General features: G+C 40.3%; 17 protein-coding genes. 8 read left to right on the top strand and 9 right to left on the bottom strand.

Annotation, left to right across the window (positions count from 1 at the left end; all coding sequences use genetic code 11):
* Positions 1-91: 91 nt before the first annotated feature.
* Positions 92-1,000 (top strand): nuclear transport factor 2-like protein, encoded by a 909-nt coding sequence (locus tag G9X63_RS02890; protein ID WP_252624116.1) that lies wholly within the window; start codon positions 92-94, stop codon positions 998-1,000.
* A gap of 50 nt (positions 1,001-1,050) precedes the next feature.
* On the opposite strand, the gene G9X63_RS02885 is transcribed toward G9X63_RS02890, so the two are convergent.
* Positions 1,051-1,896 (bottom strand): AraC family transcriptional regulator, encoded by an 846-nt coding sequence (locus G9X63_RS02885; protein WP_252624114.1) that lies wholly within the window; start codon positions 1,894-1,896, stop codon positions 1,051-1,053.
* Positions 1,897-2,012: 116 nt separating this feature from the next.
* Here G9X63_RS02885 and G9X63_RS02880 point away from each other — a divergent pair, with 116 nt between their 5' ends.
* The 3 genes from G9X63_RS02880 (at position 2,013) to G9X63_RS02870 (ending at position 5,758) form a co-directional block, all read left to right on the top strand.
* Complete coding sequence (locus G9X63_RS02880) at positions 2,013-2,963, top strand: phytanoyl-CoA dioxygenase family protein (protein ID WP_252624112.1); 951 nt, start codon at positions 2,013-2,015, stop codon at positions 2,961-2,963.
* A 29-nt stretch (positions 2,964-2,992) separates the two neighbouring features.
* The gene (locus tag G9X63_RS02875) at positions 2,993-5,371 is read left to right on the top strand and encodes a zinc-dependent metalloprotease (RefSeq protein ID WP_252624110.1); all 2,379 of its coding nucleotides are present in this window, start codon (positions 2,993-2,995) and stop codon (positions 5,369-5,371) included.
* Positions 5,372-5,461: 90 nt separating this feature from the next.
* The gene (locus G9X63_RS02870) at positions 5,462-5,758 is read left to right on the top strand and encodes a hypothetical protein (protein WP_130895107.1); all 297 of its coding nucleotides are present in this window, start codon (positions 5,462-5,464) and stop codon (positions 5,756-5,758) included.
* Here the strand turns inward: G9X63_RS02870 and G9X63_RS02865 are convergent.
* Entirely contained in the window at positions 5,755-6,618 is an 864-nt protein-coding gene (locus tag G9X63_RS02865) for a DMT family transporter (protein WP_252624108.1), read from the bottom strand. The genes G9X63_RS02870 and G9X63_RS02865 overlap by 4 nt on opposite strands.
* Entirely contained in the window at positions 6,612-7,814 is a 1,203-nt protein-coding gene (locus tag G9X63_RS02860) for a hypothetical protein (protein ID WP_252624106.1), read from the bottom strand. The genes G9X63_RS02865 and G9X63_RS02860 overlap by 7 nt, the downstream gene beginning before the upstream one ends.
* Before the next feature lie 261 nt (positions 7,815-8,075).
* Here G9X63_RS02860 and G9X63_RS02855 point away from each other — a divergent pair, with 261 nt between their 5' ends.
* The 4 genes from G9X63_RS02855 to G9X63_RS02840 all read left to right on the top strand — a co-directional run bounded on the left by G9X63_RS02855 (position 8,076) and on the right by G9X63_RS02840 (position 13,487).
* Complete coding sequence (locus G9X63_RS02855; protein WP_252624103.1) at positions 8,076-8,963, top strand: DUF4382 domain-containing protein; 888 nt, start codon at positions 8,076-8,078, stop codon at positions 8,961-8,963.
* Positions 8,964-9,116: 153 nt separating this feature from the next.
* Complete coding sequence (locus G9X63_RS02850; protein ID WP_252624100.1) at positions 9,117-10,427, top strand: flavin-containing monooxygenase; 1,311 nt, start codon at positions 9,117-9,119, stop codon at positions 10,425-10,427.
* A complete protein-coding gene (locus G9X63_RS02845; protein WP_252624097.1) occupies positions 10,424-11,131 on the top strand; it encodes an alpha/beta hydrolase in 708 nt (235 codons plus the stop codon). Before G9X63_RS02850 ends, G9X63_RS02845 begins: the two co-directional genes overlap by 4 nt.
* Positions 11,132-11,315: 184 nt before the next feature.
* Entirely contained in the window at positions 11,316-13,487 is a 2,172-nt protein-coding gene (locus G9X63_RS02840) for a B12-binding domain-containing radical SAM protein (RefSeq protein ID WP_252624094.1), read from the top strand.
* 210 nt (positions 13,488-13,697) lie between these two features.
* On the opposite strand, the gene G9X63_RS02835 is transcribed toward G9X63_RS02840, so the two are convergent.
* The 6 genes from G9X63_RS02835 to G9X63_RS02810 form a co-directional block, all read right to left on the bottom strand.
* Positions 13,698-13,847 (bottom strand): hypothetical protein, encoded by a 150-nt coding sequence (locus G9X63_RS02835; RefSeq protein WP_252624091.1) that lies wholly within the window; start codon positions 13,845-13,847, stop codon positions 13,698-13,700.
* A gap of 294 nt (positions 13,848-14,141) precedes the next feature.
* Entirely contained in the window at positions 14,142-15,599 is a 1,458-nt protein-coding gene (locus G9X63_RS02830) for a glycoside hydrolase family 32 protein (protein ID WP_252624089.1), read from the bottom strand.
* A gap of 101 nt (positions 15,600-15,700) precedes the next feature.
* Positions 15,701-17,407: a RagB/SusD family nutrient uptake outer membrane protein gene (locus G9X63_RS02825; RefSeq protein WP_252624087.1), complete on the bottom strand. Its 1,707-nt coding sequence runs from the start codon at positions 17,405-17,407 to the stop codon at positions 15,701-15,703.
* Positions 17,408-17,468: 61 nt separating this feature from the next.
* Positions 17,469-20,606: a SusC/RagA family TonB-linked outer membrane protein gene (locus tag G9X63_RS02820; protein ID WP_252624085.1), complete on the bottom strand. Its 3,138-nt coding sequence runs from the start codon at positions 20,604-20,606 to the stop codon at positions 17,469-17,471.
* Between the two features lie 26 nt (positions 20,607-20,632).
* A complete protein-coding gene (locus tag G9X63_RS02815) occupies positions 20,633-21,553 on the bottom strand; it encodes a carbohydrate kinase family protein (RefSeq protein ID WP_252624082.1) in 921 nt (306 codons plus the stop codon).
* Between the two features lie 4 nt (positions 21,554-21,557).
* A complete protein-coding gene (locus tag G9X63_RS02810; RefSeq protein WP_252624079.1) occupies positions 21,558-22,874 on the bottom strand; it encodes a sugar porter family MFS transporter in 1,317 nt (438 codons plus the stop codon).
* Between the last annotated feature and the right edge of the window lie 172 nt (positions 22,875-23,046).

Below are 23,046 nucleotides of genomic sequence, written 5' to 3'. Positions count from 1 at the left end.
TGCGCATTTGGGAACAAATGCATTCTCCTTTTCTTTCCACAGACCCTTTTTTCAAGCGTACTTGCTGACCTAATCAAAAAAATTAATCCCAATGAAAAAATTTGTTCTAGCAGGTGCGATCATCGCATCGACATTCAGTGTCTCGGCACAAACGACAGCAGGTAAGTATTTCTCTGGCCCAGATGCTGGAAAAGCATTTCAATTAGGTTCTGAAAAAAGCAGCCAGGTAGTATTAGATGCGGTTAAAGCATACAATGCAAATGATTCTGAAAAGGAACTAACGTATTACTCTTCAGAAATGCAAAAGGACATGGTTGAATTCAACAAGAAATGGCACAACTATATCAAGAATGTAAATGATGTACCTATGGCGATCTTGCCTATTAAAGTAGCCGGTTCAAAGAATGAAATTGTATTATTGCAATCAGAAGAAACGCGTGAAGCAAAAGATGGTTCAAAAGAGAAAATGAATCTTTTTGAGATATTCGAAATAAACAAGGATGGCAAAATCAGTAACTTCAATCAATACTCGAAAATTCCATCGACTAACGAATTCGGCAAAACAACAGGCGGAAAATATATTACGGAGGATCCTAAGAATGAAGTAAATGGCAGAGCATTCCAATTCTCAAATCGCGGTGAGATTGAAGCTATGGAGAAATTCAACAAAGCCTATAATGCGATGGATGTTGCTACAGTGTTAACTTTCTTCGCTGAAAAGGTGAAAATCACTGACTTTGATGGCAACAAATCAGAGTTGACAAAAAAAGACCTTAGCCAAATGATGGATGGTTATACTTCACTAGACTGGAAATTTACAAGCATTCTTCCTATTAAGATCGCCTATACGGATCCAGTTTCAGGTGTATTTGTCACTTCTACTGAGAAGCGTGTTTCTAAGGATGGTTCTGTTTGGAACAAATCGTTAGTTGAAATTTTCCAATTTGATTTAAACGGAAAAATCTCCGGTATTGATCAATATTCTCAAGGGAGAAAATAATCCTTGCTAAGCATTTTTAAAGAGGCCGGAGGACATTGTTCTTCGGCCTTTTATTTTAACCGCTGTTTCCTAAAACTCGACGGTGCCTCCCCTGTCCATTTCTTGAAGATCCGATTGAAATAGGAAAGACTTTCGAAGCCGGTTTCGAAGCAAGTCTCAGTAACGTTCTTGTCTTGAATCAAGAGTTTCTTCGCGTATTGGACGCGGTATTGATTCACGAAATCGGTGTAAGTTAGTTTCGTCGTTTTCTTAAAATAACGGCAAAAGGCCGAAAGAGAAAGGTTGACTTCATTCGCGATTTGCTGGGTGTCGATGGGTTTTTGGAAATTTGCTTCGACGAATTGATGGATGCGGTGCATCCGTTCTTGTTGTTTGAGGATGGTTTGGCTGGAAATGGGGCGAACTTCGAGGTCCACATATTCGTCTGATACTGCCAAAAACTGGAAGATGCTCATCAACTCCATAAACTGATGAAATCGATCCAAATGTGCTAATTTTTTCAACCGTACACCGGCGATCCGCTTCGTTTCACCCGTAAAGGCAAGTCCCGTTTTCGCCCGTTCCATCAGATCTACTACCTTTTTTAATTCGGGAATTCGAACCAATCCACTCTCGAAATAGGTCTCTGGAAACTGAATCACAACCGTCTCCACCGTGGCCTTTACGCCATAATCGAAATTCAAGTGAGGAATATAGGATCCGATTAAGGCCAAATCACATCCCTCATAAGTCGAGATATGTTCCCCAATGTGGCGAATTCCTTTATCTGCCTCTACATACACTAATTCGATTTCGGGGTGAAAATGCCAATAGAAAACTTCATTCAATTTAGGGGTCAATAGAAACCTAAACGAACTATCACTATCCGGCAGAATTTGCTCTAAATTCAATTTCATTTGCCTAAAATAGTTAAATGATGAAATAAAATATCAATACAGTGCAAATAATTATCAATAGAGCAGAAAAAAAGAGGCTCAGGTCGCTATACCTTTGGCATACAAAATAAACACCTATGAAAACTGACATCCCTAACAACGGCCACTACGATATTCCCGGCAATCCCTCCACCGCAAAGAGCAGTGCGGTAAAATTAAACGACCGTTCGAACGGCGAGCCACTTCGTGTATTAAGCGAAGAGGATTGGGCGTTTTGGAAACATAATGGCTATGTCGTGATTAAGCAGGCGGTTCCGAGAGAACAAGCATTGAAGACTGCGGCATTCTTGTATGAGTTTGAAGAGAAAGATCCGAATGATTCCTCCACCTGGTATACGGAGCCACGGGCTGAAATGAAGATGAAAGAGTTAGCGAACACGGGAATGGTAGAATGTTATAATAGCCAATTGCAATGGAATAATCGCTCGGAACAGCGGGTCTATGATGCCTTTGCTGATATTTGGGGAACAGAGAAATTGTGGGTGACCATCGATCGCGCGAATTTAAATTTCCCTATTCGTCCAGGTCATGAATACAAAGCCTTTATTCACTGGGATTACGATCCAGAAACAAGACCGGTGAATGTGCAAGGCGTTTTGGCCTTAGCGGATCAATTAGATGAGAATATGGGAGGCTTCCAGTGCATCCCTGAACTTTTTCGCAATTATGATACCTGGAAATTAACACAACCGGAGGATCGCAATCGCTTCCTTCCAGATACGACCGGCTTTACCCCTACTAAAGTCAAATTAGAAGCAGGAGACCTGTTGATTTTCAATAGCTTGCAACCTCACGGAATCCGAGCGAATAATAGCGACAAAGTACGTTGTGCCCAATATATCTCGATGATGCCAGCGGAGGAAGATAACGATTCCTTGCGCGAATGGCGCGTAAACTCGTGGCGAGACCGCATCGCTCCTGAAGGCTATGCTTTCCCAGGCGATCCACGCAAATGGGAACAAACAAAATACGAAACGGCTAGCCTGAATGCATTAGGTAAAAAGATTCTCGGATTAGATCGCTGGTAAAAACAGCAAAATAATTCTTACATTAGAGCATGAAAAAACTGCTCCTTCTTTTCGCCTTAATCAGCTTTAGCACCACCGCGCAAATCGCTGAGAAAGTAAAATCTATGAAAGCCCACACGGGTTATTTCAACTTCTACTACGATGAGTCGAATGACAAGATCTTTTTAGAGGTCAAAAAGCTGAATGAGGAGTTTTTGTATACCTATTCCCTAGCGCAAGGCGTGGGAAACAATGACCTCGGATTAGACCGAGGACAGCTGGGAAATGAGCAAGTGGTCTTCTTTGAAAAACAAGGAAACAAAATTTTCCTGGTGCAGCCCAATACCCAATACCGGGCGAATACAAGCAATCAATTGGAGAAATTATCCGTGCAACAGGCTTTTGCCAAGTCCGTGTTGTATGGATTTAAGATCGAAAGCGCTTCGGATGGAGCCTACTTAATCGACATCACCGATTTTCTGATGCAAGACGCGCATGGCGTATTAAAGCGCTTAACGCAGGCTAAGCAAGGGTCGTATAGTTTAGATAAGTCCAAAAGCTCTTTGGCCTTAGACCGCACTAAATCATTCCCTAAAAACACGGAATTCGAGGCTCGTCTGACTTTTGCAGGCAATGGAACAGGAGCTGAAGTTCGCTCCGTTGTACCAAATGCGGATTACGTGACGGTGGTGGAACACCATTCTTTTATCGAATTACCGGACAATAAATACGAGCCACGCTTGTTTGATCCACGTTCAGGAGCAAACACGATCTCGTTCCAAGATTATTCTTCCCCAGTCAATGAGGTGGTATTGAAGCAATGGATAACGCGCCACCGGCTGGAGAAAAAAGACCCTAAAGCTGCCGTTAGCGAGGCAGTTAAGCCGATCATCTATTATTTAGACAATGGCACCCCAGAACCGGTTCGCTCAGCCTTGATGGAAGGTGGTCGCTGGTGGAACCAGGCATTCGAGGCGATCGGATACAAAGATGCATTTCAGGTCAAATTATTGCCGGAGGACGCAGATCCGATGGATGTGCGCTACCACGTCATCCAATGGGTGCACCGTTCCACTAGGGGCTGGAGTTACGGCGCTTCGATTACAGATCCGCGTACGGGCGAAATTATGAAGGGCCATGTGAGTTTAGGCAGCCTTAGAATCCGCCAAGATTTCTTGATCGCTCAAGCGTTGATGAACGCCCCGTTTGCGGTTGATGGCTCGGCGAATGGACCGATGATGGCCATGTCTTTGGCCCGTATCAGACAACTGGCGGCGCACGAAATAGGCCATACACTAGGTTTTGCACACAATTATGCAGCGAGTGCAAGGGAGAATTCGAGCGTGATGGATTATCCCCATCCACAGATTGATTTCAAAGGGGATCAAATAGATTTCAGCCACGTCTACGATACGAAAATCGGGGATTGGGATAAAGTATCAGTTGATTACGCATACGGCGATCACAAAACAACAGCTGAATTAAATCAAGTCATTGATAAAGCCTATGCCAAAGGGCTTCGCTTCATCACCGACTCCGACGCGCGCAACCCGGGTGGAGCACACATTTATGCACACCTTTGGGACAATGGAAAAACGATTGTAGACGAACTAGATCACATTTTGCAAGTTCGAAAAAAAGCGATAGCTAACTTCTCCGTTCACAACATTCGACCGAACGAAACCTATTCTCACCTGGAAGACGTCTTCGTTCCCTTGTATTTCTTACATCGTTACCAAACCGAAGCGACCACGAAAATCATTGGCGGTTCTGAATACAATTACGCGGTGAGAGGCGGCAAGGAATTAGTCTTAGAACCTGCTTCAGTTGCTTTACAAACACTAGCTTTAAAAGCGGTGACCCAGACTTTGGACGCGCGCACACTAGCGATTCCTAAGGATAAATTAGCCCTCTTCCCTCCACGCGCTTTCAATCATGACCGGACGCGCGAATCGTTTAAAGGCAAGACCGGCATCACCTTTGATCCGATGGGGGCAGTGGAATCCGCTGCCGATTTCACCTTGGACTTCTTATTACATCCAGATCGCTTATCTCGTTTAGCAGGAAATAAAGCGGTGAATGCGCAACAATTAGGGGTTTCTGAGACATTAAGCACCTTGTTAAACGCAACCCTTTACACGGCACACACGGATCCCTATTTGCAAGCCACGCAAGAGACCATCAATTTCAAAGTAGTTTCGTCTTTATTGAATGTGTTAAATGCGCCATCTATTTCTCCTTTAGCGGCGGCAGAAGTGAATGAGTCTGTTAAAGGAATTCGATTTATGTACAGCAAAAAGCCTGGCGCTTTCGCAAGCTATCTTGTTCAAACAATCGATCAATTCAAAGCGAATCCAGCGGATTGGAAACCGATGCAGACGCCGATGATTCCGGATGGTGCGCCTATTGGCATGGATTGTTTCGAATAGGCTGTACTCGTTTGAACACATTTGGCCCTATTTGGCCAAAGGATGTATCCTGCGGTTAGCGTAGCTTTATTCCATAGAAATTAAAACGCTATGGAAACAAAATACTATCTCTGCAAAAGTCCTTTTTACGTTTTATTAATGGGAAAAGAGGGGCGTGAAGTAAGCGTCCGTAATGGGATGATTGAAGTCTACTCACTTCGATTATTTCGCTGGAAAAAATTAGTGAATACCTTCCCAGTAAATGACGTGGTTCAGGTACGGACAATCGAAAATCTGGTACTAGCTGACACCTTCATCGCCCTCACGAAAAATCGTTTTTGTTCGCTACGGCATTTACGGCCTAAAGAAGCTTTCGGATTGAAGAGTTATGTAGCGATGATGCTTTAGATGACCAGGTAAATCGACAAAATAAGTAAAGCAATTCCCAGTAATTGCAAAGCCTTCACTTTTTCGCGGTAGAGGATTTGGCCAAAAATCAAGGTTAAAACGAGTTGTGATTTACTGACAAAGATGATTTGTGTAATCGTTGCGGTCTTGTATGCAATGTTCAGAAAAATCGATCCTAAAATAATGAAGAGGGCGAGCATTCGGATGGGTGTTTGAGGGATTTGCTGCCAATTTTTCCTTTGGAAAAGAAGAAAGACTCCTGCACATAAGGTCACGCACAATTCTAATAAAAAGGAAAACGGGATTACGCCGAGCCAAGCCACAGGATACTTAAATAAAGCATAGGACACGCCCCAGAAAAAAGAAGCTAAAATACTGCCTCCTAAAGCCTTCATAAAAGAGCTTATCGAGCTAAAATGCCAATCACTTTGGAAGAGTAAAAAAACACCTCCCACCACGGAAAGGCTTGCCATCGAATAGCTAAATTCCCAAGACTCCCCTAAAAATAAGACCGCGGTCAGCAAGCCAAAGAGATTAATCGAAGAAACAGGCGCTACCAGTGAGACTGCCTCAGATTTCATGGAGCGAACAAAAAAATACAGGCCAAACGAACTAAAAACGCACAAACCGATACTCATCGCCAGTTGCGAGGTCGTAAATACCGGTCGCGCACCTACCCAAGGGGTGAAAATCCCCCACTGATAATCCACCAAATAACAAAGACCAAAAAACGAAGTGGTATACAAGCCTCTACTAAAAATGACTTGCAAAAAGGGGGCATCCTGAATCGCTTTTTTCCAATAGGCATTACTAAAGCCATAAAAAGCAGAACTTAATAATATATACAAAAAACCTAACATGCCGCTTCTATAATGGCTACCTGCTGATTTACCCAGCCTTTATCACAACTGTAAATATAGAGCAGGTTGATTTGATTCATCGCTGCGCGCGCCTGCACTTTATTGCCTTTCAGGATAAAGTATCTGGCTTTTAACAAATACATTTTATTCAGGTTATGCTTTTCTGGAAACGAAAAATTAATCAATAAATCGTCCACGACAAATCCCTCAATAAAATCAAAAACGCTAAAATCCTGCTGATACACTTCCAATAATCGATAGAAAAAGACCAAAAAAGAAAGTTTAGACGAGAAGTCCTGCAATCCATTAAAAAATTGATGAGCCGTTTCTGATTTTGATTCCAAGATATAATCCCAGGCAGCAATTCGCCCCTTTAAATTAGGATGCATACCTTCCTGAAAAGATTGTTTACTCAACGCTAAGTGACGCTGAGCACCCGGGATATCCCGTAACTCAAAAGCTAGCTGGCATAACATCAGATTTTTAAAGACCGGCATATCTTCCACTAAATCATCCGAAGTCGCTAGAAGCCATTTACCATAGTAGCCTTGTAAGCCATCCTCTTCCACAAATAACTGCAATAGAATTCGCTGAGCCAGTTCATTCGTCTTCAATAATTCAGCAACATAGTTGATGACTGCCTCGTTATTTTGGCAACTTTGCACGTAAATCGACTGGAAGGACACGTAGAGTCGCCAAGTCACATCCTCACTCTTCGTGTCAAATGGGATTTCAAAGATTTGGGTCAATAAATCGAAATTTTTGACTTCCAAACAAAGGTCAATAATCGATTTAAACTGGTATACCTCATCCCAGGTCTTCATTTGAAATTGCTGAACTATCCCTAAGATAATTTGATCATCTTTTCGATTTCCCAAGCGATTCAAAATGAGCATTTCGTTGAAAAAATCTTTTTCGAATTGACTTACTGCTTGCTGAAAAGAGGTGAAATCAGCATAGCCTATTCCCTTACAAAGGCTATCTAGTGTAAATCGGGAGGCATTCGTGGGTCCTTTAATAATGCCAAAAAGCCTTCTCAACGTATTATACGAAATAGAGATTTTAGCTTTTCGCTCTAGTTCTTCGCTTAGTTTTTGGCAGGAATAGGCATCGATCACCTGAATACCATACACATCTTGGATGATTTTAACTAACCACTTCTTTTCATGAAAACTGATGGGTACCGATGCTGGCATAGATTTAGAACAATTACCACTCAATATACGATTTAATTCATTCAGGCCAAATCTGCCATTCCAACAGAAGACCTGTTGAGTCTATTTGGACTCATTTGGACAATTTTGCAGCGGATGCATTTGTTCCCTTTTGCGAATCTGGGAACATTTATTTTTAAAGAAAGTGGAAGACTTAACTTGGAACGATTTCAAAAATTTTAACTTAGCATGGCACTTTTTTAAAATCATTTTCGTTTTGTAAAAAACCAAATAATCAACGCCATGAAACGTATAACAACTATCACCTTGTACCTTTTTATTGCTGCTCTGGTTTTTTCTTGCCAAAAAGAGGATACATCCTCTGGCACAGGAAAATTAGCTTTAAGTGTTACCGACTCCCCCATTGATGCTAGTAATGTGAAAGCAGTTTATGTCACCTTTACAGGATTAGAATACCAAAACAGCGCCGGCAACTGGACAACTGCTTCCGAATTTACTACTCCACAAATTGTTAATTTACTTGATTTGCAAAATGGAAAGTCTTCTTTATTAGGCGAATATAGTTTAAGCTCTGGAATCTACACAGGACTTCGCTTTAAATTAGATGCTCCCACTAGAGGAGCAAATACCCCAACAAATCCAGGATGTTATGTCGAATTAACCACTGGTGAAAAGAAACCATTATATGTTCCAAGTGGCTCCCAATCAGGCTATAAAGCGATAGGCAATTTTACCGTACCTATTAATGGAACAGTCTCTGTTACCTCAGATTTTGATCTTAGAAAATCAATTATTTTGACTGGCTCAGGAAGTACCTACATCTTGAATCCTACCATTAAAATTATTGTAAATAATCAAGCCGGAGAGATAAAAGGGACTATTTCAAATGTACTTAATACAAGCAAGTATGTAGTCTATGTGTATGAAAAAGATAAATACACAACTAGCGAGAGTAACGAACCCTCAGGAGAAAATGTACGATTCCCTGGGGCCACCACAAGTACTAAGGTAGATTTAACAGGAAACTTCCAATTCTCCTTTTTAGCTGCAGGAACGTATGAATTAATTGTGGTATCAGAAAATAGCTCAGGTATTCCTACGGTTGAAAAAATAATAACGGGAGTGCTTGTGGAAAGTAAAAAATCAACTCTAGTTTCGAGTAGTCTTTGATGCTTTTGTTTCATATGTAAGTATAAGACTTTAAACTTGCGGCCACTACAGTAAGTAGAAAACCAGTAGGAGTCTCAGACGAACTTGTTCCCTTTTGCGGAAATGGGAACAAGTTCGTCTTTTTGCTATATTTGAAAAAAGACTCTCTAAACCATGCAAAAAGTGTGCGTAATCGGTGCCGGACCTTCCGGAATCACCGCCTTAAAAAACCTGTTAGATCAAGGCCTGGAGGTTGTCTGTTATGATTTCAATACGGAAGTAGGCGGTAATTGGGTCTACAATGAGAAAACGGGACACTCCAGTGTTTTCGAGACGACGCACATCATTAGTTCGAAAACCTTATCGCAATACGAGGACTTCACATTCGATGACTTTGAAAAAGGAATGCCTGACTATCCTTCTCACGATCAACTGAGACGTTATTTTCAAGGCTATGCCGCCCATTTCAATCTGTATCCACACATTGAATTCAATACGTTAGTGAAATCTTGTGAACTAGACGAAGCGAAGAACTGGGTGGTAAAAACGGAGCATAATGGAGTTGAAAAAATAGAAACATTTACCCACCTTGTAGTTTGCAACGGGCACCATTGGCTGCCTAGAATGCCTCAATATCCTGGAGAATTCAGTGGCAAATTCATGCATTCACACGAATTCAAAAAAGCAGAACCTTTTCGCGATCAACGTATTTTAGTGATTGGTGGGGGAAATTCAGCTTGTGACGTAGCGGTGGAGACGAGTCGCGTTAGCAAAAAGACAAGTATCAGTTGGAGGAGAGGGTACCGGATCGTGCCCAAGTTTTTGTTTGGAAAACCGAGTGATGTGGTCGCCTCGCGCTTAGCCTGGTTACCCACAAAATTGAAATTTTTCTTGTCTGAATTATCCGTCAAAATATTCTCTGGGTCCAATAAAAATTATGGACTTCCTGAGCCAGAACATAGCATCACGGCTACCCATCCCACGATCAATGAGGAATTATTGTATAAAGTGAGGCATGGCAAAGTGTTTCCTAAACCCGATATCGATCATTTTGAGGGTAAAAATGTCCATTTCAAAGATGGATCTGTGGAGGAATTTGATACGATCATTGCTTGTACAGGGTATATTTTAGAACATCCCTTCTTTAGAAAAGACTTCCTGAATTACAGTGAAGGCGATGTTCCTTTGTATTTGAAAATGTTGCACGAGAAATACGAAAATCTGTATTTCGTGGGCATGTTCCAGCCACTGGGTTGTATTTGGCCAGGTTCTGAATTGCAGAGTAAAATTGCGGCGAGAGAGATTAAAGGACTTTGGAAAAGACCAGAAAACATCGCTGAATTATGCCAAAGAGAAGTCACCCATCCCCACTTGAATCAAATCAAAACCCCGCGTCATACGATCACGGTGGATTTTCATTTGTTCGTGAAGCAGCTTAAGAAACATCTACCTAACAACTACGTGAGCAAAACCCCAGTTTCATGAAAGAAACGATCGTTTTTGTGCACGGTATGAGTCACGGCGCTTGGTGTTGGGAGGAGAATTTCGTCCCCTATTTCCAAGAACTAGGTTACGAATGCATCGCACTGAATCTACCTGGGCACGAAACACCGGGAAGCACTCAGCGCATTTCGTATTCTTTAGGCGATTATGTTCAGTCCCTACACCAAGTCGTTTCAAAACTAGAGCAGCCTCCCATCATCATCGGTCATTCCATGGGCGGGATGATTCTGCAACGTTTTCTTAAAACGGGGAGGTGTAAAAAGGCTATTTTGATGTCTTCGGTTCCTCCTTCTTGCGTTTTGCGCGCGAGCTTGCGAGCGCTCTTTCGCTACCCAGGATTGATTCCCTATTTACTTCAATTGAATTTGCTTGGCGGATTCAAAAAGTATCCGCAATTAATGTTCAATGGAACTTCTCATTTCGCCTCTTTTATGTGCGCGGAATCGTTCCTTGCTTATTTGGGCTTATTTATTCCGGTCTTTCATCGAAGCACCGTTCCGATGTTAGTGGTGGGAGGTTCAGCTGATGGATTGATTACAGTAAAGGAATTTGAACAAACCTCAAAACAATACGACGCAAAACTAGAAATCATTGAGGGAGGCTCGCATGATTTGATGCTGGATAAGGACTTTGAGTTAACGGCTCAGGTGATAAAAGAGTGGTTAGGTATTCCACATTTCAAATAAATTCCCGACCTTGCCAGCCTAAACCCCAAAAAGATGGCCAAAGGCATGAATTCCCAAAAGGCGGCAAAGAAAGAAGCCGTGAAAACTCCGAAGGAGAAAAAAGAAGAAAAAAGAGAAAAGAAGAAAGCGGGCTATCAATAGATAGCCTTTTCTTTTTAGTGCATTTGAAGTACTTTTGAGGCAGATGAGCACAAAAGACCCCAAGGTATTTTTCATTACCCCTCCTTTTACCCAGTTAAATACGCCCTACCCTGCGACGGCTTATTTGAAGGGTTTTTTGAATACCAAAGGTTTGGCCTCTTATCAGGCTGACTTAGGCCTAGAAGTCATTCTCCAGCTTTTTTCCGCTAACGGACTACAGAACTTATTTGCGCACATTGAAAATTCAGGCAAAAAGCTGAATGAAAATGGGCAGCGTATGCTTCGACTGAAACAGTCCTACATTCGCACGATTGACCCAGTTATTTCCTTTTTACACGATAAAAACCCCACCCTTGCGCACGTCATTGCGGAGCAAAACTACTTGCCGGAAGCGTCTCGTTTTCAACAAGTTTCAGATTTAGAATGGGCCTTTGGGAGCATGGGGGTGCGGGATAAAGCGCGGCATTTAGCGACGCTTTATTTAGAAGATATTTCTGATTTAATTATTGATTCGGTGGATCCGCATTTTGGGTTTAGTCGCTACGCAGAACGCCTGGGCAGGTCTGCCTCGAGTTTTCAAGAGTTAAACCAGGCCTTGAATGCCCCGCTGACCTACATCGATGAATTACTAATAGATATATTAAAGGCTAAAATCGAGGCAGAAAAACCTGATCTAGTCGCCATCACCGCACCATTCCCAGGCAATTTATACAGTGCTTTGCGTTGTGGACAGTGGATTAAAAAACACCATCCTGCTATCAAAGTAGCCTTTGGTGGAGGTTATGCGAATACGGAATTACGCTCTTTACAAGAGCCGCGCGTGTTTGAATTTGTGGACTTTATCACGCTGGATGACGGGGAAACGCCTTTGATGAATCTACTAGAGTATTTGAAAGGTTCTCGGGAATTAAAAGATTTGAAACGCACGTTTTGTTGCATCGATGGAACCGTTACCTACCTGAATGGGTCGAAGGATTCCGATGTGAAGCAAAAGGATGTGGGTATTCCGGATTATTCAGATTTAGCCTTGGATTCCTATTTATCGGTCATTGAGATTGCGAATCCGATGCACCGTTTGTGGAGCGATGGAAGATGGAATAAATTGACTCTTGCGCACGGTTGTTATTGGGGAAAATGTACGTTCTGCGACATCTCCTTATCCTATATCAAAGACTACGAGGCTACGACGGCACCTATGCTGGTCGATCGTATTGAGGCGATGATTCAGCAAACGGGTAACAATGGTTTTCATTTTGTGGATGAAGCGGCGCCGCCAGCCTTGATGCGCGAAGTGGCACTCGAAATTATCCGCAGGGATTTGACCGTTGTTTGGTGGACGAATATTCGTTTTGAGAAGAGTTTTACCAAAGATTTATGCCAATTACTCGTTCGATCGGGCTGTATCGCTGTTTCTGGTGGTTTGGAAGTGGCCTCGGATCGATTGCTGGAACTAATTGATAAAGGCGTAACGGTAGCCCAAGTGGCGCAAGTAGCGGATCATTTTACACAAGCCGGCATTTTAGTACACGCCTATTTGATGTATGGATTTCCTACCCAAACCGCACAAGAGACCGTGGATTCACTGGAAGTGGTACGACAGCTGGTGGAAAATGGGGTGATGCATTCGGGATTTTGGCATCAATTTGCGTTAACCGCGCATAGTCCAGTAGGCCTACATCCAGCTGCTTATCAGATCCAAATCTTAAATCCTGAACCAGGAACATTTGCAAATAACGATTTAGAGCATGCGGATCCAACGGGAACTGACCATGCCTTGTTTAGTGAAGGCCTAAAGAAATCCTTGTTCAATTATATGCATGGAATTGGATTAGATATGCCGTTGCAGGAATGGTTTGAATTCAAAATTCCCCGCACGCAAATTCCTAAAAACTATATTAAACGCATTCTAGCACCTTCGGCAGAATCGATGCCTAAACCCACCTCAAAAATTTGTTGGCTCGGACCAGTTCCTACGAAGACTAAAAAATACCTATTATTCAGTTTAGGGAAAGAAGAAGTTGAATTAGAGGTTTCTGGAAAACTGGGTGCCTGGCTTATGGATGAATTGCCCAACTTATCCTTGGGCGCTGAAAAAACAGGAATCTTTGCTGAATTCCAAGCGGCATTTTCAAAGGCAGGCTTAGGTGATTTCGAAAACTTCTGGCAGGGAGAAATCGCGGAAGAGTTAAGGGAGATGGGGCTATTAGTAATATAGCACCGGGCTGAAAACAAAAAAGCCTCAAATTTCTTTGAAGCTTTTCTCTTAGTTGGCGGTCCGGACGGTGGGAATGAAACAAATCTGACTGAACTCAAATCGAACAAAAACGTCAAAATATAATAGTATAGGTATCATATTGGTTAGTCTAATTGTATCGAAATTGTATCAAATCAGGTCGTTCTGCTTCGGTTTTAGCACCACCCTAACCTACTTTTTAGAATCTCCAGATTTATGAATATGAGGTTTCAATGTTGGGTGCTTGGGTTTGCTTTTTGGTTTTATCCCACGTCTTTCATTCGGGGTACCACCAATTTTATTTAGCTTAGGACCAAGTTTAATTGCAGCAAATGTTTCCATAATTAAATGCCTTAAAGTAATAAAAATGATCTCAAAAATTTGACAACCCTTTTAAAATAAATGATAGTTCCAGTAGCCTCATAAGGCGGGATCAACCATTTATATAAAAAATAAAAAGGAACCGTATTTACCATTTCAAAACAACCTACAGATTTTTTTAAGGTACGAACAGGGAATAATTCTTTCCTGAATATTCTTTTTTATTACTTTTTAATCGAAAATTAATAATTCGAATATTTGGGAACAATTAATGAATAATTAAACCAAATGGAATAAATTAAACTTGGTTCCTTGTTAATCTTTTAACAAAGAAAGGATTATTTTCCCTCCATTTTTTTGGGGGAAAACCAAATCAGTCAATACGGCTTCACCTTCATTGGCGAATACTTCAACAATTGAATTATCTACAAAAATATCCAGTTTCAGGACGCCATTTTGGGGAACCACCTGCAAAGTTTCGATACTTGTGAAATTTTTGTTAAAGTCAATTTTTCCAGACTTGGTTCTGTCAAAAAACAATTTTTGAGTCATTGCATTATAAGTTAGCACACATTTCTCTTCCTCATTTTTTAGCAATTCCATTGCAAAACCATTGGAATTTCCTAAGTCAATAACTAAGCCTAGTTTGTAGGAATTATTTTTCATTTCCCAAGTTTTCGGTTTTGTCAATTCACTCGCTTTCAGTATTAACTCTTTGGAGTGGATACGATTGGAATAGATTGGCTTTTGAACTAAACGAAATTGCCCATTTTCTTTGACCAAAGATAATTTTCGTGGCATAGAAAACATCCCTCTCCTACCTTCTGAAGGAATATCTCCTGCATAGCTCCAGTTGCTACCCCAACCCATAATGATTGGATTTTTGTCTTTTGAAGGGAGGTTTTGAAAGGGGATTGCAGCATAAAAATCTTTCCCTCGATCCAATCTTAAAACCCCTTCTTGTTTGTCTGACACGAATGATTTTCCATCAAATTCCCCTACGAAATATTGCATCCCAGTAAATTCTGTGGCCTCCGCTGCGCTCGAAACCAGCATTACCCATTTTGAATTATCTGAATTTTCGACAGGAACCTTAAATAGAGATGGACATTCCCAAATCTTTGCTACATCACCCATTTTGCCAAACTCACTCAATAATGTCCACTCTTTCAGATTTGTAGATTCATAGATCTGCACCATAAATTCCAGTGGTTTTGCAACAATCATTTTCCACTTTCCTTCCTGCATGAACACATTGGGGTCTCTGAAATCCTTCAAACCGATAGCTAAGACAGGATTCTTATCATAGAATTTCCATGTTCTTCCTTTGTCAGAACTATAAGCCAAACTTTGACTCTGTGCCATACCTTCTCCATTTTTATTTAAGTGAGAAGTATATATGGCCACCATACCTTTGGTAAAACCTTTCTCAAAAAAGCCCGACGTATTTAGACTATCCACAACGGCCGCTCCTGAAAATACCATGTTAGTTGAACCATCCGCGTTCATCGTTTCAGGAATGGCAAGCGGTAGTTCTTCCCAAGTTTTAAGGTTTTTGCTCACAGCATGCCCCCAACTCATGTGCCCCCATTTATCTCCCGCTGGATTATACTGATAAAAAAGATGGTACTCTCCATCCAAATAGACTAATCCATTGGGGTCGTTCACCCAATTTTTCTCCGGAGTGTAATGGTAAGCGGGACGGTAAGTTGCAGATGGGATGCAAGCATTTAACAGGCATACAACAGCCAAAAAAGTGACTAATTTTTGCATTGATTTTGAGTTTATAATTGATGAATTAGAAAAAAATGGTAGTAGTAAAAAACTACTACCATTCGAATCATTCTTAACCTCTACTAAAATTGTTAGATGTTTTAGAAACCTGGATTTTGCTTGTATAAACCATTCGTAAAAGTGATTTCCGCTTGTGGAATTGGTAGATATTCATCCCTTCCAGCTGTAAATTTCGCTGTAGCTAAATACGGTCTTCTAACTTTCTCTTTTGAAATGTATTCATTAAGAGTTTGTTCAGCAATACCCCAACGAACTAGGTCAAAAAAACGTGAGCCTTCTGTAGCAAATTCAATTCTACGCTCCCACATTAATGCTTTCCAAGCAAAATTCTGTGTCCAGGTTGTAGATGAATAAGGCTTTACATTATACTTGGAAGCAAATGTTCCGTCTGCTTTTTTTAGTCTTCCCGTACTTGCCGCTGCTCTATTTCTGATTTGATTAATGATGTCTAAGGCTTTCTCTTGTTGTCCTAATTGAATGTAAGCTTCGGCTTGCATTAACAAGACATCATCGAAGCGTAGAATATCATAATTTTTTGCAGTTCCCATAAATGGTCCAAGTTTGAAATATGAACTACTAGAGGCCAATTGTTGAAAACGCATGGTATGAAAATTGCCATATACACCTGCATCACGTACCCAACTATTGTTGAAAGGTTTTGAATTATCATATTTATATGGGTGTCCATCGATTCCAACGGTGTGGTCAAGGCGTGGATCAACGGTTTGAGTATTTAGATTTGCATTGCTTTCATTGAATGTTTCAAAATTTGGCAAACCGTCAATATCCGTTGTATGTGCATTCACTAAGTTTTGACTAGCTGCATGAAATCCACAACATCCATATTGTGGAGCACCATGCGGATAATTCAATCCATCTTCGTAGCTCATACGTCCTGCGGTCGTTCCATCATTTACAGTAAATTGGATAGCAAAGATGGATTCTGGACCATTCTCCGTTTCCTGCAAGAAATTATCTGCAATGTCCGAGCTTAATCTATATTTCCCGGAAGAAATAACTGCTTGTGTAAGGGAAACAACCTCTTGCAATCTTGTTTTATTGATATTTACAACTTTATGAGTTGCATCTTGCTCATAAGCCTGGTACAACCGCACCTTGGCTAAATAAGCTTGAGCTGCTAACTTATTTGCACGAGCTACCTCTTGTTGTGTAGTTGGTAAATTATCAATAGCAAATTGAAAATCAGCCGCAATTTTATTCCAAGATTCATCATTACTTATCGTATTAGAAACTTTTAGAATCTCTTCATCAGAAATAGTTTCATCGAAAATAGGAATGTTTTTGTACAATCTTTTCATAACAAAGTAGCTATGCCCTCTTAAAAAACGCAATTCAGCTAAACGTATTTTTTTAGATGGATATTTGGCTTCATCTAGAGTATTTACGGCACGAAGGGCGACATTACATCTAGAAATTGACTTGAAAAGGTTTTGCCAAGAACGAGTTACAAAAGCACCAAGCGTGGGAGTAGTCAGATTATAGTGTTCTAGGGCATCTATTTCTCCAACGTCACCCGTACCACCCCCACCTTTGTAGGCATCGTCAGAACGAACACTTCCGTATACCCAGTCACTATAGATGGGTCCAATCATATCACCATTTCCAATGGCCGCATAAGCAGATGTCACCAAACCATCAATGGCCGCTGGAGAGGTCAAATCAGATGAAGACAATACACCTGTGGGTGTATAATTTAGTTCATCCTGGCAGGAGCCGAATAAAAATAGGCTCGAAACGATTATAGTTGAAACTATTATGTTTTTCATTTTTTTTAAAAATTTAAGTTTTATTACCCCCTTGGAGGTCATTCATTAATTCGATTTAGGTTTAAAAAGATGCGTTAATTCCGAAAGTGAAGGTTTTTGGAATCGGCACAGGGTCAAGGTCAATACGCTCTGGATCTGGGCTCAAGTAATTCTTGCTTTTTAACCAAAATAGGTTTTCAGCCATTCCATAAAAACGAATTCTTGAAAATACAGATTTAGGAGTGAGGGTATAACCTACTTGTATGTTTCGCATTTTGAAATACGAAGTATTGACGATGAAATAGTCAGATGTACGACCTTCCCCATTGTTATCCTTCAATGTTAGAGCAGGCACATTGGTATTTGTGTTTTGGGGTGTCCATGCGTTAAATACACCGGGACCAACATTTTCTCTACTTCTCATTAAATTATTGAAAACGGTATACACATCAAAACCTTCTCTACCCGCTACACCTGAACCGAAAATAGAGGCATCGAATTTTTTATAGGTCAAATCCAATCGTAATCCATATTCAAGTGCTGGTAAAGTGGTACCAATCCAAGTTCTGTCCAAATCATCAATTCTATTATCTCCGTTAATATCCACATATCGAATTCTTCCTGGGCCAGCACCTATTTGTTTAGGAGCCGCATCTACTTCAGCTTGCGATTGGAAAAGTCCATTGGTCTTGTAACCGAAAATATCAAATTGTGAATGTCCAATAATGGTATTTACCAAGTTCCCTGCATAAGCTGGACGTACATTTTCTGGCAATTCGGTAATTTCATCTCTGAAATGTGCAAAGTTTGAAACAAGATTGAATTTCAAATCATTTCCTACTGATCCACGGTATCCTAATACAAATTCCCAGCCTTTATTTGATTTTGATGCACCATTAACTGCTTTTGATTGTCCCTCACCAAGCGTTGCCGCTACTGGTGGCGTAATCAAAATGCCGGAAGTATTACGCGTGAAATAATCAAATGATCCGAAAATTTTATTGTTCAAAATAGCATAATCTAGACCTACGTTAATTTCATCTGTAGTTTCCCACTTTAATCCCGAATTGGCCGCTTGTGTTTGAACGAATCCTGAAGGCAATGTCCCGGTATTAGCTCCTGACAAAGAATAAGCTGTACCGATGTTCATATATTGTTCCCAAAAACCACCCACTAATTGAGCCTGAGTTGTTCCGTATCTTGTATCAAATAAACCAAAACGAGCTAAATCACCAATTTGTTGATTACCTACACGACCTACGCCGACTCTTGCCTTGAGTTCAGAGAAAATTTTATTACTCTTCATGAAATTCTCTTGGTCAATTCTCCAACCTAAAGAGGCTGCAGGGAAAATTCCATATTGATTATCTGAACCAAAACGAGATGAACCATCACGACGAATTGTAACCGCAGCTAAATATTTATCTGAAAAATTATAATCAACACGAACAAATTGAGAGAATAAACGACTTCCTGTAGAACCTCCTGAAACAGTGGTGTTTCCTGTTCCAGCATTTAGCGTAAAATAATCTTCTGACTGAAGAGCAAATCCTTCTTTCTTCGTGAATTGAAAATCCAAATCTGTTTTGATATATTCAGTACCAACTAAAAATTTGAACTGATTCTTCGCATTCAAATCCCAATTATAACGCAATGTATTTGACCAAGTAGTACTGATGTAATGATTTTGGTCAAAAGCTAAGCTATTTGTCGTACGGTTAAAAGCACCTTCCGAAAATGTAGGCGTTATCACCTTATTTAAGTATGTCGCGTTATCAACGCCCAAATTCGATTTAAAAAAGAGATTTTTGATCGGCTGAATTTCTACGAAAATATTTCCAAATGAACTCAAACGATTTGCATTGTTCCATTTCGCAAGTTCTTGCATGTGCAATGGGTTATTTCTATCCGAATAGCCTCCACCTGATGCACCCGCATAGGTTTTGCCGTCTTTCTGAAAAACAGGAATGGTAGGGACTAGCGTAGTAGCTAAAAAAGTAGTTGAAGCACCTCCCAAATCTCTTGCAGTAAGTGTTTCATTTGAATTCGCGACACGAAGATTAACACCAAACTTTAATTTATCATTGAATGCACGCGTCATGGCGTTGATGCTTCCGCTCAAACGGTCGTAGTTCGTATAACGCAACATCCCCGTATTTTTCAATTGCCCAATATTGATTTCTAACGAAGAATTTTTGTTGCCATAAGAAGCAGTAAAATCATTTTTTGTGATAATACCTGTTTTGTACATGACATCTTGCCAATTAGTATCACCGACTGGTGTATTGGCGTCTCCACCTACGTAAGGTTTAAGGGTAACGCCATTTAATTTTGGACTTTGAAAATTATTATTCCAGTCAAAAGAATATATATCACCATAACCAGCAGCAGGGTCTTGTCCATCATTGACGGAGGCTTGCCACAAGGCTTTTCCTCTATCCAAAGAGTTCAACATATTAAAACGCATGGATTTTTCTGATTGCGCAGAAATACTGCTATTGAATTGAAATTCAATCTTTCCATCTGAATTAGCCCCATTTCTTGTGGTAACTATAATAACCCCATTTGAGGCTCTTGCTCCGTAGATAGATGCGGCAGAGGCATCTTTTAAGACCTGAACTGATTCAATATTTGACGGATTCATGTTTTGGAAAACTTCAGGACGAGTCGTTGGAATTCCATCAATGATATACAATGGGTCATTATTCCCCAACGTATTGGCTCCACGAATCAAAATTCGAGAGTTACTTCCATTAGGAGAACCATCTTTTTCAATATACAAACCAGGTACACGCCCCTGCAAAGATTGCATCGGGTTACCTGAGCTGATATTTTTGATGGGTTTCAAATCAACCACCACCACTGATCCAGTCAAGTCTTGTTTTCTTTGAGATGTATAACCAACTACTACTACTTCGCTCAATTCTTTTCCATAAGCTAAGGTAATTTGTACATCGCTAACTCCTTTAATGGATACGTCCTGTTTTTCATACCCACTAAAACTTACTTGAATAGTAGAAGCACTTTCAGAAACTGAAACTGAAAACTTGCCATTTACATCGGTGATTGCACCAATTTTTGTACCAGTCACTAGTACACTTGCACCGATGAGAGGCACATTATTGTCGCCTCCTCGGACCGTGCCAGTCACCTGGCGTTGGGCGTAAGCCGCTTGTAATGTTAAAAACATCACAATAAAAGATAATAGGGTTTTTTTCATAATTTGAATTGTTTTAATTGTATGTATTAAACTTTACTAAAAGGAACTCGTACTGAATGATTATTTATTAAAAGCTGAATTTGTTCTTTGGAAATAAGAGGAGAAGCTCCATGGTGGGTGGCCACAAATGCTCCCACTGCACATGCTTCAATCAGGGCATTTTCTAGGGCGACGTTTTTTAAGAAATTTGAGATAAAGGAGGCTAAAAAAGAATCACCGCTGCCAATTGTATCCACTACATCAACCACAAATCCCGAACTGTGGAAAAACTCCTTTTGATGTAAAAGCATTGCTCCATCTTCACCCTGTGTTACACAAATCGTATCGATGTTAAATAATTCGGACAAATGATTTAGGTTTTCTTGAATTGTCCCTTTGGTACAAAACCAGCCTGATATTTCATCTAATTCAAGGTGATTAAGTTTCAGAAAATCTGCTTTTTTCAGTAAAAACGTGATAGTTTCTTTGTTGTAATAAGGTGGGCGTAAATTAATGTCCAACACTTTAAACTTTGCCACCTCCAAGAGTATTTTAAGTGTATTAAAGGTTTCCTCTGACCTGGCTGAAAGACTTCCAAAGACGAAACAATCCGAATGTTTAACTGCTTCCAATGCATCATTTTCTACTCCGATATAATCCCAAGCTACGGGTTTGACAATTTTGTAGCTAACATTATTTTTATCTTCAATATTCACTTTCACAACACCAGTTAGGTGCGTTTGTCCGTGTTGGATAAATTGCGTTGATAGCCCATTATCTTTTATAAATCTGAGCAACTCATTCCCTAAATCATCTGTGCCTACTCTACTAATGATTACAGCATTATTACCCATATTTTTCAATTGAATAGCAACATTCATGGGGGCTCCACCAGGCATTTTTCCTGTAGGAAGCATATCCCAAAGCATTTCGCCAAAGCAAATGATCTTGTTTTTATGACTCTGCATATTTCTAGTGCGTAATTATTATATTATCCATGTTCTCAAGTGATTTTCCTTTAGTTTCAGGCATGAGTTTCCATACAAAAAGCAATTGTAAAACCATCATAGAAGCAAAAAAGGCAAAGACGATGCCACCCCCAAAGGTTTCAGCAAAATAAGGGAAGGTAAAAGTGATGAAACTCGCCATTAGCCAATGTGTAAAACTGCCTAAGGCTTGTCCATTAGCTCGGACTTCATTAGGAAAGATTTCCGAGATAAACACCCAAATAACTGCTCCTTGAGAGAAACCAAAGAAAGAGATATACGCGAAAAGATAAAAAGGAACATTTAAACTCATTTGTTGGCTAAATAATGCCTGAGAAACCAAAATAAGTGTAAGAATAAGTCCGACGGAGCCCACCTTCATTAAGGTTCGACGTCCAAAATGATCAATCATCGAAATACCTAACAATGTAGAAATGAGGTTCATTAGCCCAATTCCCGCCGAAGACAATAAAGCTGAATCTTTACCAATACCTCCCATTTCAAAAATGCGGGGAGCGAAATATATAATTGCATTGATACCAGAAACTTGGTTAAATACCGCAAATAATACTGCTAACAAGATTGGCCGACTATAGGCTTTTTGGAACAAAACTACTTTCTCTGTAATGGTATTTTTCTGGATTGAGACGATGATCTGCTCAGCAGCATCTTTGTCAATAGAATGAAGAATAGTTCGTGCGGTGGAAACATCTCCTCTTTGAAGAATCAACCAGCGTGGGCTTTCAGGAATTAACATAACCGTAATGGTAAAAATAAGCGAAGGGAAGGCTTGTACACCTAACATCCAACGCCACTCATTTTCACCTATACCAGATAAAAAGTAATTTGACAGGTAGGCCATTAAAATCCCTAAAACGATATTGAACTGAAACATCGCTACCAAACGTCCGCGCTTGTGAGCTGGAGCGATTTCGGATATATACAAGGGAGCAACGACCGATGAAACACCAACTCCTAGACCGCCCATAAATCTGAATATTAAAAATACCGACCAATCGAAAGCATAAGCGGTACCTAAAGAAGAAAGCAAATAAAGAATGCCGATAATGAAAAGCGATTTTTTTCTGCCAAATTTATCGGCAAGAATACCACCAATTAGAGAGCCTACAACAGTACCTATTAAAGCAATGGAAACGGTCACTCCGTGTTCTAAGGAATTGAGTTCCCAAAGTTTTTGAAGTGTTTGTTCAACACCAGAAATTACGGCCGTATCGAAGCCAAAAAGAAAACCGCCCAAAGAAGCTGAGAGCGACCAGAAAAATATTTTAATATTTTGATTCATTACAAACTTGTTACGTTTTTAATGAATCAAAATTAGAGCAATACTTTAGGGTAGGATATTAGAATTCTTTCAAATACTTACAGTTCTGTAAGAATTTTTAAGTACTTTATTATCAGCACTTTATATAATATTTAAAGAGAGATCAATCTCATAATACAAGGATTGTAACACG

This window comes from Aquirufa antheringensis (assembly GCF_023921165.1).
In the GTDB taxonomy this organism is placed as follows: Bacteria; Bacteroidota; Bacteroidia; order Cytophagales; family Spirosomataceae; genus Aquirufa; species Aquirufa antheringensis.
The sequence above is the reverse complement of the archived record's forward strand: the minus strand, read 5'-3'. Positions and strand labels throughout refer to the sequence as shown.

Bases quoted from the DNA above. Each gene is read 5' to 3' on its own strand.
- G9X63_RS02810 (WP_252624079.1), bottom strand. From the start codon at position 22,874: ATGAATCAAAATATTAAAATATTTTTCTGGTCGCTCTCAGCTTCTTTG.
- G9X63_RS02855 (WP_252624103.1), top strand. From the start codon at position 8,076: ATGAAACGTATAACAACTATCACCTTGTACCTTTTTATTGCTGCTCTG.
- G9X63_RS02860 (WP_252624106.1), bottom strand. From the start codon at position 7,814: ATGCCAGCATCGGTACCCATCAGTTTTCATGAAAAGAAGTGGTTAGTT.
- G9X63_RS02815 (WP_252624082.1), bottom strand. From the start codon at position 21,553: ATGCAGAGTCATAAAAACAAGATCATTTGCTTTGGCGAAATGCTTTGG.
- G9X63_RS02835 (WP_252624091.1), bottom strand. From the start codon at position 13,847: ATGGAAACATTTGCTGCAATTAAACTTGGTCCTAAGCTAAATAAAATT.
- G9X63_RS02850 (WP_252624100.1), top strand. From the start codon at position 9,117: ATGCAAAAAGTGTGCGTAATCGGTGCCGGACCTTCCGGAATCACCGCC.
- G9X63_RS02890 (WP_252624116.1), top strand. From the start codon at position 92: ATGAAAAAATTTGTTCTAGCAGGTGCGATCATCGCATCGACATTCAGT.
- G9X63_RS02885 (WP_252624114.1), bottom strand. From the start codon at position 1,896: ATGAAATTGAATTTAGAGCAAATTCTGCCGGATAGTGATAGTTCGTTT.
- G9X63_RS02840 (WP_252624094.1), top strand. From the start codon at position 11,316: ATGAGCACAAAAGACCCCAAGGTATTTTTCATTACCCCTCCTTTTACC.
- G9X63_RS02825 (WP_252624087.1), bottom strand. From the start codon at position 17,407: ATGAAAAACATAATAGTTTCAACTATAATCGTTTCGAGCCTATTTTTA.
- G9X63_RS02830 (WP_252624089.1), bottom strand. From the start codon at position 15,599: ATGCAAAAATTAGTCACTTTTTTGGCTGTTGTATGCCTGTTAAATGCT.
- G9X63_RS02845 (WP_252624097.1), top strand. From the start codon at position 10,424: ATGAAAGAAACGATCGTTTTTGTGCACGGTATGAGTCACGGCGCTTGG.
- G9X63_RS02865 (WP_252624108.1), bottom strand. From the start codon at position 6,618: ATGTTAGGTTTTTTGTATATATTATTAAGTTCTGCTTTTTATGGCTTT.
- G9X63_RS02870 (WP_130895107.1), top strand. From the start codon at position 5,462: ATGGAAACAAAATACTATCTCTGCAAAAGTCCTTTTTACGTTTTATTA.
- G9X63_RS02820 (WP_252624085.1), bottom strand. From the start codon at position 20,606: ATGAAAAAAACCCTATTATCTTTTATTGTGATGTTTTTAACATTACAA.
- G9X63_RS02880 (WP_252624112.1), top strand. From the start codon at position 2,013: ATGAAAACTGACATCCCTAACAACGGCCACTACGATATTCCCGGCAAT.
- G9X63_RS02875 (WP_252624110.1), top strand. From the start codon at position 2,993: ATGAAAAAACTGCTCCTTCTTTTCGCCTTAATCAGCTTTAGCACCACC.